Source organism: Nocardia aurantia, from assembly GCF_009604425.1.
In the GTDB taxonomy this organism is placed as follows: domain Bacteria; phylum Actinomycetota; class Actinomycetes; order Mycobacteriales; family Mycobacteriaceae; genus Nocardia; species Nocardia aurantia.
Genome location: NZ_WEGI01000011.1, coordinates 126,339 through 139,772, shown reverse-complemented (window position 1 = coordinate 139,772; position 13,434 = coordinate 126,339). Strand labels below are relative to the sequence as shown.

Genomic DNA, 13,434 nt, shown 5'->3' with positions numbered 1-13,434 from the left:
CGAAACACATTATGAAAAGCCATCTTTCACGTCGAAGAGCATCAAACTGCTTCGTTCACACAGGCTTTCATTCACAGCGTGCAGACCGGTCGGACCGACAGCTACCGCGGCGCAGCCGCGGCCCGGAGACCGGCCGTACCCTTGACGACGCCGCGAGCTGCACCGATCGGCGGCACGGGGGCTCGGCAGCCGGGCGCGACCGGAGGCCCGGGAGTTACCACGAAAAACGCCCGTCGCGGATGCGGCGGGCGTTCCCGGGACGACGGGGATCAGAGTTCGGCGATCCGCGGTACCAGATCGGCGACGCGCTCGACATATTCGATCGGATCGCCGTCCGGCATCAGATCCAGCTGCGTGATACCCAGTCCGGCAAGGGCTTCCGCACCGACCAGGAAGGCATCCGGATCATCGAACACCGGGCCCATGTACAGGGCCGTCTTGCGGATGGCGTCGTAGTCGCGGCCCTCCGCGTCGCAATGCTTGCGCAGCACGTCGAGCTTCGCGGACACCTCGTCGGGCGTCGTGGCGAACAGGTTGCACGCGTCGGCGTAGCGCGCCACCAGCAGCAGGGTCTTCTTCTCTCCACCACCGCCGATGAGGATCGGCGGCCGCGGCCGGGTCAGCGGGGCGGGTACGCACAGCGTCTCCGCCAGCTGGTAGTGCCGGCCCTCGTACGGCCCGTTGTCGTCGCTCCACATCTGCAGGCAGATCTGCAGCGTCTCCTCGAGTCGTTCGAACCGCTCGGCCACCGGCACCACGGGGACGCCGAGGCCGACCTGTTCCCGCTCGTACCAGGACGCGCCGATGCCGAGGTGTGCCCGGCCGCCGGACAGCACGTCCAGCGTCGTGACGATCTTCGCCAGCAAACCCGGGTGGCGATACATGACGCCGGTGACGAGCACGCCGAGCTCGATCCGCTCGGTCAGCGCGGCCACATAGCCGAGGGTGGTGTAGGCCTCCAGCATGGGCTCGTCGGCCGTGCCGCGAAGCTCCATCTGGAAGTAGTGGTCCATCACGGTGAACCCGGCGAATCCCGCCTGCTCGGCGTCGCGCGCGGTGGCGCCGAGCGTGGTGGCGATCCGGGCGGGATCGGACGGATGGGAGAAGTTCCAGTAGTGCAGGCTCAGGTCCATGGGGTAGCTCCTCGCGTGGAGATGGCAGGCCTTGTCGATCTTCACCCTAATCCGGCGCCCGCCGCAGGCCCGAACCGCCTACCGCCGGTCGCGGCCGGATTCCGTCTTGTCATCGTAATCGGCTCGGGCGGTTGCAATCTCGCCGATATGGGTGTACGCCCACCCCCGTAGTACGGCGACCGCCTCGCACAGGCTGCGGCCCAGCGGAGTGAGCGTGTACTCGACGGTGGCCGGAACCGTCGGATACACCCGCCGCGTCACGATGCCGTCCCGCTCGAGCCCGCGCAGCGTCTGGGTCAGCATCTTCTGCGTGATGCCCTCGATGCGCCGGCGCAACTCGGAGAACCGCCAGGTGCCGGGTTCGAGCGCGAGCAGCACGCCCGCACCTCGATGGTGACACGCTGATTCCGGCCACGATCGCGGCCACCCGCCGCTCGCGGGCCTCACCGCACTGCGGCTCGCTACGCCGGCCGGGTGCTGTTCGGCCAGTGAGCATTCGCCGCGACTGCCGAAAACGGTTCGGCGACAGCATGACCCGGGAACCGGCCCGGCGGACACCCGCCGGGCCGGCCCTCAGCGCGGCGTGATGCGCCCCGCCTCGACCAGCACCCGGTAGGCCGTCGCCTTGCGCGCGCACTCGGCGACCGTGCATTCCAGATGTTCCTGCATGGTGCGGTGGGCCTCCGGAACATCCGGAGTGTGATCCGGCGCGCTGTGCGGGATCAACAGCACCGGCGGGGCGAGCGCCGGGGCCGCGATCTCGGCGAGGATGCGCTGCCGGATCTCCGAGACGGTACGTCCGGACGAAATATGTTGCGGGCGGCGGCTCATCGCCACCGAACTCGAGACGCCGATCAGGACGAGAGCGGCGCCGAAGATCTGCCAGCCGATCATCGGATGTCCTCACAACCTTTGCCGTGTGTCGAAAGTTCTTCCTGTCGTGGGTGTTACAGATGTGCCGGCATCAGGTGCACCGACACGTCCGCGACGGCTACCCGGGCCGCCACGATTCGACCGGCCGACTCCCTTCCCGTGGAGTCGTCGGAGGTCCAGATGCTCGCGGCCGGGCCGCACGGATCGTTGATCAGCGCGAGCGCCGCCTCGGCGGATTCGACCCGCATCACCGGCAGTACCGGGCCCAGGGTCTGTTGGGTCAGCACGCTCATGGTGGGTTCGACGTCGGCCAGCACGGTCGGCTCGAACACGTGGTCGCGCCCGGATCCGCCGATCCGCAGCGACGCGCCCTTGGCACGGGCGTCGCGCACCTGTTCGTGGACGCGCCGCACATGCGCCGACGAGGTCATCACCTCCGAGTACTCGCCGGGCTCGGGGGTCCAGCCCGCCACCTCGGCGGTCAGCCGCTCGACGAACGCTTCGTAGCAGGCGGATTCGACGAAGATCCGCTCGATGCTGTGACAGTTCTGCCCGCAATCGGACAGGCCGCCGAGCGCGATCCCCGCGGCCGCGCGATCCAGGTCGGCGTCGGCGAGGACCAGTGCCGCCGATTTGCCGCCGAGTTCCAGCCGGCACGGCACCAGCCGCGCGGCGGTCCGCAGCGCGACCATCTTCCCCGTCTCCGGCGATCCGGTGAAGTGCACGTAGTCGACCGTGTCGACGAGGGCCGGGCCGGCATCGCGGCCGACCACGAAGTCCAGCACCGGCGGCGCGCCCAGTTCGGCCCAGCCGCCGACCAGCGCGCGCACCGTCAGCGGCGTGAGCGACGACGGCTTCACCAGCACGGCCGACCCGGTCAGCAGCGCCGGGATCGCGTCGAACACGGTGACCGCCAACGGATGTGCCCACGGCGCGACGACGCCCACCACCGGGCACGACCGATAGGCGATCGCCAGATGCGAGGAGACCGTCGGCAGCGCGTGCGGCCGCAACCGTTGCCCGTGCAGGAATTCGGCCCCGTGGGTGCGGTGGTAATCGAGGGCGTCGAGGCACAGCCGGAACTCGCGCATCGCCGCAGCAACCGACTTTCCGGTCTCCGCGGCGAACAGGTCGACCAGTCGCTGCCGGTTGGCTGCGAGCCAGTCGCGGAACTGCGTGACCCATCGCGTGCGGCCGACGACGCCCATACCGCGCCAGTCGATCTGGGCCGCGCGCAGGCCGGTGACCAGGGTCCGGACCCGCTCGGGGGTGTGCATCGGCAACGTGCCGAGCACGCGCCCGTCGCCGGGGGCGGACACGGTGATCCAGGCGTTCCTGACAGCGGGCGATGGCGTGAACGGCATGCGTCTACTCACTCCGGGTGCGGGGAAAGAGGTACTGCCGCACCATGTCCGGGTCGTCCGGATCCGGACTCCCGGTGCGTCGGCAGCACCGGACATGGTGTGACACAGAGAAACCGTATGGCTAATCAACATCCGGCAACCAGTGTGCATTGGGACAGAAATCTGTGGATTTGGGACCGCGCTCAGCAAACTTACCGCGACGAGAGCGTACCGCGAATGTGACATGAGCACAGCGGATTCCCGGCGAAGCATGCGCGGAGTCTGCGACCATTTGCGGGTGGACGATGCCACGATCACCAATCCGTCCGCTCGCCTGCGCTCCATCGCCGGCGCAGCGCTGTTGGTCGAGTTCGCGGAGTCGCGGGGTCTCGCCGCGTCCGCGATCCTGCGCGGCACGGCGATTCCCGAGGATTTGCTGCGAGATCCGCACGGTGAGATCACCTACGCGCAGGAACTCACCCTGCTGCGCAACCTCGTCGAGGGGGTCGACGACGAACCGGGCCTGGGACTCATGGCCGGACTGATGTGTCACCCACCGTCACTGGGCGTGCTGGGTTTCGCGGTGATGTCCAGTCCGACGGTGCGGCACGCGGCGGAGGTCGCCCTGCGCTACGGCGACATGTGGTTCACCTTCGCGCCGCACCGGCTGGAGGAACAGGGCGACCTGTTCCGGGTGGTCCGCGACGACACCGTCCTGCCACCGGAACTGCGCCGCTTCGCCCTCGAACGCGACGTGGCCGCGATCTCGACCATCCAGCAGGACATCATGCAGATGCGGCTGCCGATGCTGGCGGTGCAGGTGACTGTCGGCGCGCACCCGATCTACGAGATGTTCGCCACCCTGCTCGGCGTCGAGACCATCGAATTCGACTCCCGCCGAACGGTTCTGACCGGAAAGCGGGCCACCCTGGATCTGCCGCTGCCGAGCGGTAACATCGCCACCGCCCGGTTCTACGAGCAGCAGTGCGTGGATCTGATCCAGCGGCGGCGCAGCCGCGACGGGGTCAGCGGCCGGGTGCGCGAACTGCTGATCCGCCGCGGCGGCATCGCCGATCAGGCGCACGTCGCCGCCGATCTCGACCTGTCGGTCCGGACGCTGCGCCGCCGGCTCGCCGACGAGGGCACCACCTATCGCGAACTGTCCAGCGAGACAATCGGAATGCTCGCCGAGGAGCTGCTCACCGCCGGGCTCACGGTGGAACACGTCGCGGGCCGGCTCGGTTACTCCAGCACCTCGGCGTTCACCGCGGCGTTCCGGGCGTGGAAAGGCCAGTCCCCCGGGCATTTCGCGCGCCGGCACCGCGGCCGGGTGACCGACCGGGTGTAGCGCGGGGCCGGGATTTCCGGGACACGGCCACCGGGACTCTGCGACCATGGGCCGCATGGACGATGCCGGGGCACTGGATCGATCCGCCCGCTCACGCTCGGTGAGCGGCGCGGCCCTGCTCGTGGACTTCGCCGAATCCCGGGGCCTGACGGCCGAAACGATACTGCGCGACACCGGAATTCACCCGAACCGGCTGCGCGACGACGATGTCGGGATCACCTACGGCCAGGAGATCACGCTGCTGCGCAACGTGGTTCACGGCGTGCACGACGAACCGGGCCTGGGCCTGATGGCCGGGATGATGTGTCATCCCACCCGGCTGGGCGTGCTCGGCTTCGCGATCATGACCAGTCCGACCATGCGGCACGCGGCCGAGGTCGGGCTGCGCTACGGCGACAGCTGGGTCACCTACGGCACGCACCGGTTCGAGCTGCGCGGCGCCGAGTACCGGATCACCCGCGACGACAGCATGGTGCCGCCCGATCTGCGCAGGTTCGCGCTGGAACACGATTTCGCGGCGATCGCCACCGTCACCCAGGACATGATGCAGACCCGGCTCCCGCTGGTGCGGGCGCGGGTCACGATCGAAGCCCACCCGATCTACGAGATGTTCGCCACCCTGCTCGGCGTCGACCGGCTGGACTTCGGCGCCGAGCAGTCGGCCCTGATCGGCCGCGCGAGCACGCTCGACCAGCCGCTGCCGCAGGGCAGCGCCGCCACCGCCCGGTTCTACGAACAGCAGTGCGCGGACATCCTGCAGCGCCGGCGCGGCCGGGTGGGGATGAGCGACCGGGTACGGCAGTTGCTGATCCGCCGCGGCGGGGTCGCCGACCAGAACCGGATCGCCGCCGATCTCGACCTGTCGGTCCGCACCCTCCGCCGCCGGCTCGCCGACGAGGGCACCACCTACCGCGAGCTGTCCAACGAGACCATCGGCATGCTCGCCGAGGAACTGCTCACCGCGGGGCTCACCGTCGAACACGTCGCCACCCGGCTCGGCTATTCCAGCGTGTCCGCCTTCGCCGCCGCCTTCCGCACCTGGAAGGGCCAGTCCCCGGGGCACTTCGCCCGGCTGCACCGCGGGCGGGTCACCTCCGGAGTATGACCGTGACCGGCCCGAGATTGATTGAATTGATACTGGCGAACTGTTCGCTACCCCATGATCTCGAATTAGTGTTCCGGTATGACAACCAGCAATCATGCAGCCGACACGATGTACGAGGGGCCGTTGCACTCGTTGGCCCGCAGCGCCTGGGAGTCGCTGCTCATCATCGGCGTCCTGGCGGTGGCCCTGGGCATCATGGCCCTGGTCTGGCCCGGCCCGACACTGGTGGTCGCCGGAATCCTGTTCGGCATCTACCTGCTGGTCTCCGGCGTATTGCAGCTGGTCGCCGCGTTCGGGCCGCACGTCAGCGCGGGCTGGCGGGTGTTGTCGCTGGTCAGCGGAATCCTGTCGTTCATCCTGGCGTTCTTCAGCTTCCGTGAGATCGGCAACTCCATCGTGCTGCTGGCCCTCTGGGTCGGTATCAGCTGGCTGTTCCGCGGCATCACCGTGGCGGCGGGCAGCATCGAGTCGCCGCGCGGCCTGCCCGGCCGCGGCTGGGCGATCTTCTACGGCGCCATGCTGATCATCGGCGGCGTCGCGCTGGTGATCTGGCCGATCCACGCGATCACGACGCTCACCCTGGTGGCCGGCTGGTGGCTGATCATCATGGGCATCCTGGAGGTCGTCTACGCCTTCCAGGTCCGCAACGGCGCCAAGGCCGTGGCCGGCCGGTTGTAGATGGACCGGATCCTGCAGGTCGGGATGGCCTATCAGGGGTCCCGCACGCTGCTCAGTGCCGTCGAGCTCGATGTGTTCACCGCACTGTCGGACGGTCCGCTGCCACTGGACGCGTTGCGCGACTGGGTGGGCCTGCACCCGCGCGGGGCGCGTGACTTCCTCGACTCGCTCGTCGCGCTGGGCATGCTGCACCGCAACGGCGGTATCTACAGCAACACCACCGAGACCGGCCGGTACCTCAACCGGAAGTCGGAGGACTACATCGGCGGCTATCTGGAGATGACGGCCACCCGCAGCTACGGTCACTGGGGTCATCTCACCGAGGCGCTGCGCACCGGCCGGCCGCAGAACGAGATCCGCACCGGCGGCGACTTCTTCGAAACCCTCTACCGCGACAGCCGCGCGCTGCGCGGTTTCCTGCAGGCGATGACCGGGCTGTCGCGGCCCAGCGCCACCGCGCTCGCGGCCGGATTCCCGTGGGAGGAGCGCGACACCGTCGCCGACATCGGCACGGCGCAGGGCGAATTCCTGCGCATCGTGCTGAACGAGCATCCGCGGCTGCGCGGCATCGGATTCGACCTGCCGATCGTGGAACCGATCTTCGCCGAACACCTGGCCCGGCTCGCGGAGCGGACCGCGTTCGTCGCGGGCGACTTCCTCGGCGATCCGCTGCCCGCCGCCGACGTGCTGGTCTTCGGCCACATCCTGCACGGCTGGGACCTCGACACGAAGCGAATGCTGTTGCGCAAGGCGTACGAGGCGCTGCCCGAGGGCGGATCGGTGATCGTGTACGGCTCGCTCGTCGACGACGGGCGCCGCACCAACACCCATGCCCTGCTCAGCAGCCTCACCATGCTCATCGAGACGCCGGCCGGCGGCGAGCACACCCCCTCCGAATGCCGGAACTGGATGGCGGAGGCGGGATTCGGGGCCGTCTACACCCAGCGACTGACCGGCACCGAGTCGATGGTGTGCGGCACCAAACTCACCCGCGCCCGCGCGGCGCACGACGCCGGGCGGGCCGCGTTCACGGATCCGGGCCGGCCGGGCGCCGACCGCGGGTAGCCGCCGGTTCGACCGGATGCCGGCAGCCGCGGCCCGGCAAATGGAATCCTCTCGTTCAGCTGTTGTTTTTATAAAACATTTGCAATTCCTTGGTGATCGGATGGCGCCCGCAAAAGCGCGGTCCGGCCCGGTCGGAACGCTGCGCCGTCCGAGGCATCGAATGATGTCCGAATTTCGCCGAAGGTTCGCCTGGTCCGAGCCGAGGATATCCGGCAATTCACAGCTTCGACAGCTCTCGGCACATCCGACGACGTCGACGCGGCATCGATAATTTCGGCGACCGACACCCGGCAATGTTAGCCGCGAGATGGCCGAAAGCGCCGAACGGACATCCGGGGAAGCAGATTCAAGATCAACCAAACAAAGATCAAAAGCATTGCTACACAATGACCTTCCGATGTGTATGCTAACCATCAATCACGACCCCCACTACGAGGTGGGTTCTACGGCGAGGCGGTGTCCCAAGTGAACCTGGACCGGATCCGATTGCGCCGCGCGGCCTATATAGCGGTCGCCTTCGGCGTTCTGGCACTGGTTGCCACAGGTCCGCTGCACCGATTGTTACTCGGTGTCTTCCTTTGCGCCGGACTCGGGTTGGGTTGGCTCAACGCCAATCTCACCTATCGGACGGTCACCCGCATCACGCGTTCGGAAGCACCCAGTAAACAGGCCCTGCTGGCGACTACCGCATTCCGCCTGCTCGGCCTCACCGCCCTGGCCATCGTGGTCGGAATCCTGGCACGGCCCGACGGCATCGGAATCTTCTTCGGTGTGGCCGTCTTCCAAGTGATCATGGTCCTCCAGACCGTCGTGCCCGAACTGAAAGCGCTGCGCGAACTGTCATGACGATCCTCGCTGTTCCCCTGGCCCGGACGACCGGATCGGTCGCCGTCCTCGCCGATACGAAGATTCATGTCGGCGAACACGCGACCGCGCATTTCCTCGGACTGGAGTTCGATCTCGACACCATCGTGTCGACCGCCGTCGCCGCCGCGATCGTGATCGCGCTGGCATTGTTCCTGCGCGCGAAGATCACCTCCGGTGTGCCCAACGGCGTGCAATTGTTCTTCGAAACCGTCACCGTGCAGATGCGTGATCAGGTGGAGAGCGCGATCGGGCTGCGAGTGGCGCCGTACGCGCTGCCGCTCGCGGTCACGCTGTTCACCTTCATCCTGCTGTCGAACTGGTTGTCGGTATTGCCCATGCAATACGGCTCCGGCGAATTCATCGCGCCGCCGGCCTCCGACGTGAACTTCGTGTACGCGCTGGCGTTGTTCGTCTTCGTGTTCTATCAGGGCGCGGGTATCGCACGACGCGGTCCGATCACCCATTTCAAACTGCTGCTGAAGGGCCACACCGGCTGGGGACCGATGGTGTTCATCAACGTCATCGAGGAGATCGCCAAGCCGCTGTCGCTGTCGCTGCGATTGTTCGGAAACATGTTCGCCGGTGGCGTCATGATCTCGGTGATCACGCTGTTTCCGTTCTGGATCAGCTGGGGCCCGAATGCGATCTGGAAGTTGTTCGACATGTTCGTCGGCTTCATCCAGGCATTCATCTTCTCCTTGCTGACCGTCCTCTACTTCAGCCAGTCCATGGCGCTGGAGCACGAAAACCACTGACCGGCGAGCCGGGCGGTGAACCATTGACCGGCAACGGTCGGGGCAACTGCGTTCGAGAACAGGAAGTGAAAAATGGCAGACGCAACTACGGCGGCCATCGTCCAGGGTGCACTCATCGGTGGTGGCCTGATCATGGCGGGCGGCGCCATCGGCGCGGGTATCGGTGACGGCCTCGCCGGCGCGGCGCTGATCAACGGGGTCACCCGGCAGCCGGAGGCCGAGGGCAAGTTGCGCGGCAACTTCTTCCTCACCGTCGGTCTGGTCGAGGCGGCGTACTTCATCAACCTCGCCTTCATGGCATTGTTCGTATTCGCCACTCCCGGTAAGTAACTCGATCATGCCGCCCCGCACAGATGTGGCAGCCGAGGGGAACTTCCTCGTCCCCAACGGCACCTTCTTCGCCGAACTGATCATCTTCGTGATCGTGCTCGGAGTCATCTGGTTCATCGTGGTGCCGCCGATCCGCAAGGTATTGGCGGACCGCGAGGAACGGGTCGCCGCGACCGCGGCGAACACCAAGGAAGCCAAGGATGTGTTCGCCGAAGCCGACGAGCGCTACCAGACGGCCCTGACCAAGGCCCGCGCCGAAGCGGCCGAAATCCGTAACGAGGCCCGCGCCGAAGGCCGGGCCATTCTCGAAGAATTGCGCAACGAAGCGCAGCAGCAAGCCGACGAGATCGTCGCCGAATCCGCGGCGCAATTGCGCGCCCAGGCCGATCAGGTGTCCGCGGAGCTGCGCGAGGCCGTGGAACCGCTCGCTCAAACCCTGGCCGACCGCGTGGTCGGCGGCGATCGGCACGCAGGCACCGGCGCCGGACACCAGACAGGACGGGCCTCGTCATGACCTACACTCCCGGCGTGCTCGCCGAGGACGGATACCACATCACCATCCAGTGGTCGGTATTCCTCAGCCAGCTGGTCGGTTTCGCGGTCATCATCGCGTTGATCGTGAAATACGTCGTGCCACCGTTGCAGAAGATGATGGCCAAGAGCCAGGAGACGGTGCGCAAGCAGCTGGAGGAGAGCGAGCAGGCGGCGACGCGACTGGAGCAGGCCAAGGCGGCCTACGACAGCGCGCTCGCCGAGGCGCAGGCCGAGCTCGAGCGCATGCGCGAGGACGCCCGGGAGGACGCCACCCGCATCATCGAGCAGATGCGCGAGGCCGCGCAGACGGAGGTCGAACGCGTCCGCAAACAGGGCCGCGACCAGATCACCGTCCTGCGCCGCCAGCTCATGCGCGACCTCGAGGCCGACCTGGCCGCCGCCATGCTGGCCTGCACCGAGGAGAAGGTCCAGGAGCAGGTGGCCAGCCCCGAGGCCGTGAACGAGAGCATCGAGAAGTTCCTCGACGACCTCGAAACCCTCGCCAACGCCTCCCCCGCCGTCCGCCGCTGGGCCCTGTCCCGCTGGAACTGACCCGGCCGCAACGGTTCTCGACCATCCGCGCCCCGGCACTGCGCACAGTGCCGGGGCGCGGTGCCTTCCGCTCCGGCACCGCACGACCTGTCGGCTGCGCCGGCGCCGGCGCCGCGTCGGCTGCGCGGGACGGCGCCGGCGATCGGCCGATCAGGCCCGGTCGTGGAGAGTGATGTGATAGCCGTCGGGATCGGCGAAGGTGAACGTCCGGCCGAACGGGCCGTCGATCGGTGCGGCGACGATGGTATGACCGTGGTCGACGAGAGCATCGTGAACGGCCTGGACATCCGTGGCGTGGAACCAGATCGCGGCGCCGATGCCGGGCCGGGCAGCGGAGGCGAGGTCGGTGCCGGGAACGACGTCGCGGAGTGCGAACGCGATCGGCTTCGTCTCGAAGACGACGGCGTGCGGAGGTCCGGTCCGCGAGCGGACGAGGCCGAGGTACTGCTCGTAGAACGCCTGTGCGGCGTCGAGGTCGCGCACTTGGAGCGAGATGAAGTCGGGTCCGGTAGCCGGCATGGCGGCACTCCTTCCTTTGTGTCAGTTTTCTGACACAAACCACTATATGTCAGAATACTGACATGAGTGGAGACGGGGTCGACCTCGAGACGTCGGTGGCCTATCTGCTGAAGGAGGCGTCGAGCGTGCTGCGCACGGCCATGGAGGAGGTGCTGCGGCCGCTCGGAATGAGCGTGACGCACTACTCCTGCCTCGAGTTGCTGGCGCAACGGCCGGGCTTGTCGAACTCCGAGCTCGCGCGGGGCGCGTTCGTGACCCGGCAGTCGATGAACGTACTGCTCCGGACCCTGGAACGGGAGGGCCACGTGACCAGGCCCACGGAGGCGCCCGTCGGGAAGGTTCTCCCCGTCCGGCTCACGCCGCGCGGACGGCGGAGCCTCGAGAAGGCGACCGTGGCGGTCCGGTCCGTCGAACTCGCAATGCTGGCCGGCTTGACCGAGACCGAGCAGTCGACAGCATTCCGCCTCTTGCGCAGCATGATCCATTCCCTGCGCGACGGCGCACAGCCTGTTCCCCGGCCGCGCGGCACACCCGCTGTCGACCATCCCGGAAAAGGCGTAGCGAGCCGCACACTTCGGCCCTAGCCTCACCACGGTGGCGAATGCGATCGGTGACGAGGTCGGACGACGGCGGATGCGGTCGGGCCTGATGTGGGCGACGGTCTCCGCCGCGGCCTTCGGCCTCTCCGGTGTGCTCGCCCGCGCCCTGATCGACGCCGGCTGGAGCGCCGGCGGTGCGGTGACGGCCCGGGTGGTCGTGGCGGCCGTGGCCCTGCTGCCGATCGCCGTGATTCGACTGCACGGCAGTTGGAACCTGCTGCGCCGCAACCTTTCCCTCCTCGGCGGCTACGGACTGATCGCCGTCGCCGGCACCCAGCTGGCCTTCTTCGAAGCGGTGGCGCACCTGCCGGTCGGCGTGGCACTGCTGATCGTCTTCGCCTCACCGATCGCCGTGGTGGCATGGCTGTGGGCCCGCGACCGGCAGCGCCCCACCCCTGCGACCATGATCGGCACGATCTGCGGGCTCGGCGGCCTGGTGCTGGTGGTCGACGTGGGCAGCGGCAACGTCGCCTGGTCCGGCGTCGCCTGGGCCCTGGCCGCCATGCTGGGTTCGGTCGTCTACTACCTGCTGTCCGCCCGCGACGACGGCGAACTACCGGGAATCGTGCTGGCGGCCGGGGGTCTCGTGGTCGGCGCACTCGTCCTGTCGATCGCCGGAGCCACCGGCGTCCTCGCCCTGCACGGATCTGCGGATCCAGCGCGATTCCGTGGCTTCACCACCCCCTGGTGGACGGTGGTCCTGGTGCTCGGCATCGTCACCACCGCCCTCGCCTACGTCTCCGGGATAGCCGCCACCCGCCGACTCGGCGCCCGACTGGCCTCCTTCACCGGCCTGTGCGAGGTGGCCGCCGCCCCGCTGCTGGCCTGGGCCCTGCTCGGCCAGCCGGTCCGATTCCTCCAATTGCTCGGCGGCGCGATGATTCTCATCGGCGTCGCCGTGGTCCGCAGCGATCGGTAACGACGTCGGCCGATCCCTGCGGATGACTACTACCTGAAGGTGTTCTTCGGAGACGTACCGTCGACTCTATCCGGCAAGGTTGCGGATCTACGCAAAGATTTCAAGCGTTATATTAGGAAACTCACCGAGACTCAAGAGCAACTGCCATTGTTCGACGAGCTCCCGGAAGCTTCAAAAACCGTGCCTAGCAAGACAATTCCATCAGCCGTTGGCGGCTACCAGGTCTTCATCGTGCATGGTCATGATGAGCTGGCGAAGGAATCCGTCGCTCGGTTCTTGCACGACCTTCTCGGCCGTCCGCCGGTAATCCTGCACGAGCAGGCTGACCTGGGGCGCACCATCATCGAGAAGTTCGAAGCACATGCCGCTCAAGCTGCGGCTGCGATCGTGCTACTCACCGCTGATGACAAGGGCGCTGCCAAGGATGCCGTCGACCTCAACGCACGTGCTCGACAGAACGTGATCCTGGAGCTTGGATTTTTCATCGGAACGCTCGGTCGCGCTCGCACCATCATCCTTCACGACCCAGGGGTCGAGCTTCCCAGTGATCTTCTCGGTGTGATCTACATCAGGCGCGACCCTGAACGTAACTGGCGTTCTAGGGTTGCCAAGGAACTGCGCGAAGGTGCGAAGCTGAACTGCAACATGGACGCTCTGACGAGGTGACTGCTGGCTGTGCCGCCTATTCCAAGCGGCACAGTGCACAACGATCAGTGCAGCTCAGGAACCTTGTCAAGCAACCGCTTGGTTTCTGCCGACGGTTTAGAAAGCCATACCGTTCCTTCCACCGCACGAATCGCCCCGGCCGGCCCTC

General features: G+C 67.3%; 16 protein-coding genes and 1 pseudogene. 12 read left to right on the top strand and 5 right to left on the bottom strand.

The window, feature by feature from the left end:
• Positions 1-269 precede the first annotated feature (269 nt).
• The 4 genes from NRB56_RS24970 to NRB56_RS24955 form a co-directional block, all read right to left on the bottom strand.
• Positions 270-1,133, bottom strand: a complete 864-nt coding sequence (locus NRB56_RS24970) for an LLM class F420-dependent oxidoreductase (RefSeq protein WP_153346301.1) — start codon at positions 1,131-1,133, stop codon at positions 270-272.
• A gap of 78 nt (positions 1,134-1,211) precedes the next feature.
• Positions 1,212-1,511: a winged helix-turn-helix transcriptional regulator gene (locus tag NRB56_RS24965; RefSeq protein WP_319943490.1), complete on the bottom strand. Its 300-nt coding sequence runs from the start codon at positions 1,509-1,511 to the stop codon at positions 1,212-1,214.
• Between the two features lie 195 nt (positions 1,512-1,706).
• On the bottom strand, positions 1,707-2,027 hold the full coding sequence (locus tag NRB56_RS24960; protein ID WP_153346299.1) for a hypothetical protein: 321 nt from the start codon (positions 2,025-2,027) through the stop codon (positions 1,707-1,709).
• A gap of 53 nt (positions 2,028-2,080) precedes the next feature.
• Positions 2,081-3,370 carry an aldehyde dehydrogenase family protein gene (locus tag NRB56_RS24955; protein ID WP_194290982.1) on the bottom strand — a complete coding sequence of 430 codons (1,290 nt, stop codon included), beginning with the start codon at positions 3,368-3,370 and terminating at the stop codon, positions 2,081-2,083.
• 277 nt (positions 3,371-3,647) lie between these two features.
• Between NRB56_RS24955 and NRB56_RS24950 the strand changes: the two genes are divergently transcribed.
• The 9 genes from NRB56_RS24950 (at position 3,648) to NRB56_RS24910 (ending at position 10,583) form a co-directional block, all read left to right on the top strand.
• The gene (locus tag NRB56_RS24950; RefSeq protein WP_194290981.1) at positions 3,648-4,697 is read left to right on the top strand and encodes an AraC family transcriptional regulator; all 1,050 of its coding nucleotides are present in this window, start codon (positions 3,648-3,650) and stop codon (positions 4,695-4,697) included.
• Positions 4,698-4,752: 55 nt separating this feature from the next.
• The gene (locus NRB56_RS24945; RefSeq protein WP_194290980.1) at positions 4,753-5,802 is read left to right on the top strand and encodes an AraC family transcriptional regulator; all 1,050 of its coding nucleotides are present in this window, start codon (positions 4,753-4,755) and stop codon (positions 5,800-5,802) included.
• Between the two features lie 78 nt (positions 5,803-5,880).
• Entirely contained in the window at positions 5,881-6,480 is a 600-nt protein-coding gene (locus NRB56_RS24940; RefSeq protein WP_153346291.1) for an HdeD family acid-resistance protein, read from the top strand.
• Positions 6,481-7,545 carry a methyltransferase gene (locus NRB56_RS24935; RefSeq protein WP_153346289.1) on the top strand — a complete coding sequence of 355 codons (1,065 nt, stop codon included), beginning with the start codon at positions 6,481-6,483 and terminating at the stop codon, positions 7,543-7,545.
• Between the two features lie 465 nt (positions 7,546-8,010).
• Entirely contained in the window at positions 8,011-8,391 is a 381-nt protein-coding gene (locus NRB56_RS24930) for a hypothetical protein (protein ID WP_319943489.1), read from the top strand.
• A complete protein-coding gene (gene atpB, locus NRB56_RS24925) occupies positions 8,388-9,167 on the top strand; it encodes a F0F1 ATP synthase subunit A (RefSeq protein WP_153346287.1) in 780 nt (259 codons plus the stop codon). Before NRB56_RS24930 ends, atpB begins: the two co-directional genes overlap by 4 nt.
• A 72-nt stretch (positions 9,168-9,239) precedes the next feature.
• Entirely contained in the window at positions 9,240-9,497 is a 258-nt protein-coding gene (locus NRB56_RS24920) for a F0F1 ATP synthase subunit C (protein WP_153346285.1), read from the top strand.
• A gap of 7 nt (positions 9,498-9,504) precedes the next feature.
• Positions 9,505-10,011 (top strand): F0F1 ATP synthase subunit B, encoded by a 507-nt coding sequence (locus NRB56_RS24915; protein WP_153346283.1) that lies wholly within the window; start codon positions 9,505-9,507, stop codon positions 10,009-10,011.
• Complete coding sequence (locus NRB56_RS24910) at positions 10,008-10,583, top strand: F0F1 ATP synthase subunit B family protein (RefSeq protein ID WP_153346281.1); 576 nt, start codon at positions 10,008-10,010, stop codon at positions 10,581-10,583. Before NRB56_RS24915 ends, NRB56_RS24910 begins: the two co-directional genes overlap by 4 nt.
• A gap of 150 nt (positions 10,584-10,733) precedes the next feature.
• Here the strand turns inward: NRB56_RS24910 and NRB56_RS24905 are convergent, their stop codons facing one another.
• A complete protein-coding gene (locus tag NRB56_RS24905) occupies positions 10,734-11,102 on the bottom strand; it encodes a VOC family protein (protein ID WP_153346279.1) in 369 nt (122 codons plus the stop codon).
• A 62-nt stretch (positions 11,103-11,164) separates the two neighbouring features.
• Here NRB56_RS24905 and NRB56_RS24900 point away from each other — a divergent pair.
• From NRB56_RS24900 to NRB56_RS24890, 3 genes and pseudogenes are all read left to right on the top strand, one after another.
• Positions 11,165-11,605, top strand: a pseudogene (locus NRB56_RS24900) (MarR family winged helix-turn-helix transcriptional regulator); the annotation flags it as partial.
• 91 nt (positions 11,606-11,696) lie between these two features.
• Positions 11,697-12,620 carry a DMT family transporter gene (locus NRB56_RS24895; RefSeq protein WP_319943488.1) on the top strand — a complete coding sequence of 308 codons (924 nt, stop codon included), beginning with the start codon at positions 11,697-11,699 and terminating at the stop codon, positions 12,618-12,620.
• A 39-nt stretch (positions 12,621-12,659) separates the two neighbouring features.
• Complete coding sequence (locus NRB56_RS24890; RefSeq protein WP_194290979.1) at positions 12,660-13,286, top strand: TIR domain-containing protein; 627 nt, start codon at positions 12,660-12,662, stop codon at positions 13,284-13,286.
• Positions 13,287-13,434 lie beyond the last annotated feature (148 nt).

Excerpts from the sequence above, each read along its gene's own strand:
- NRB56_RS24905 (WP_153346279.1), bottom strand. The coding sequence starts at position 11,102 with ATGCCGGCTACCGGACCCGACTTCATCTCGCTCCAAGTGCGCGACCTC.
- NRB56_RS24945 (WP_194290980.1), top strand. The coding sequence starts at position 4,753 with ATGGACGATGCCGGGGCACTGGATCGATCCGCCCGCTCACGCTCGGTG.
- NRB56_RS24935 (WP_153346289.1), top strand. The coding sequence starts at position 6,481 with ATGGACCGGATCCTGCAGGTCGGGATGGCCTATCAGGGGTCCCGCACG.
- NRB56_RS24960 (WP_153346299.1), bottom strand. The coding sequence starts at position 2,027 with ATGATCGGCTGGCAGATCTTCGGCGCCGCTCTCGTCCTGATCGGCGTC.
- NRB56_RS24970 (WP_153346301.1), bottom strand. The coding sequence starts at position 1,133 with ATGGACCTGAGCCTGCACTACTGGAACTTCTCCCATCCGTCCGATCCC.
- NRB56_RS24955 (WP_194290982.1), bottom strand. The coding sequence starts at position 3,370 with ATGCCGTTCACGCCATCGCCCGCTGTCAGGAACGCCTGGATCACCGTG.
- NRB56_RS24920 (WP_153346285.1), top strand. The coding sequence starts at position 9,240 with ATGGCAGACGCAACTACGGCGGCCATCGTCCAGGGTGCACTCATCGGT.
- atpB (WP_153346287.1), top strand. The coding sequence starts at position 8,388 with ATGACGATCCTCGCTGTTCCCCTGGCCCGGACGACCGGATCGGTCGCC.
- NRB56_RS24940 (WP_153346291.1), top strand. The coding sequence starts at position 5,881 with ATGACAACCAGCAATCATGCAGCCGACACGATGTACGAGGGGCCGTTG.
- NRB56_RS24915 (WP_153346283.1), top strand. The coding sequence starts at position 9,505 with ATGCCGCCCCGCACAGATGTGGCAGCCGAGGGGAACTTCCTCGTCCCC.
- NRB56_RS24910 (WP_153346281.1), top strand. The coding sequence starts at position 10,008 with ATGACCTACACTCCCGGCGTGCTCGCCGAGGACGGATACCACATCACC.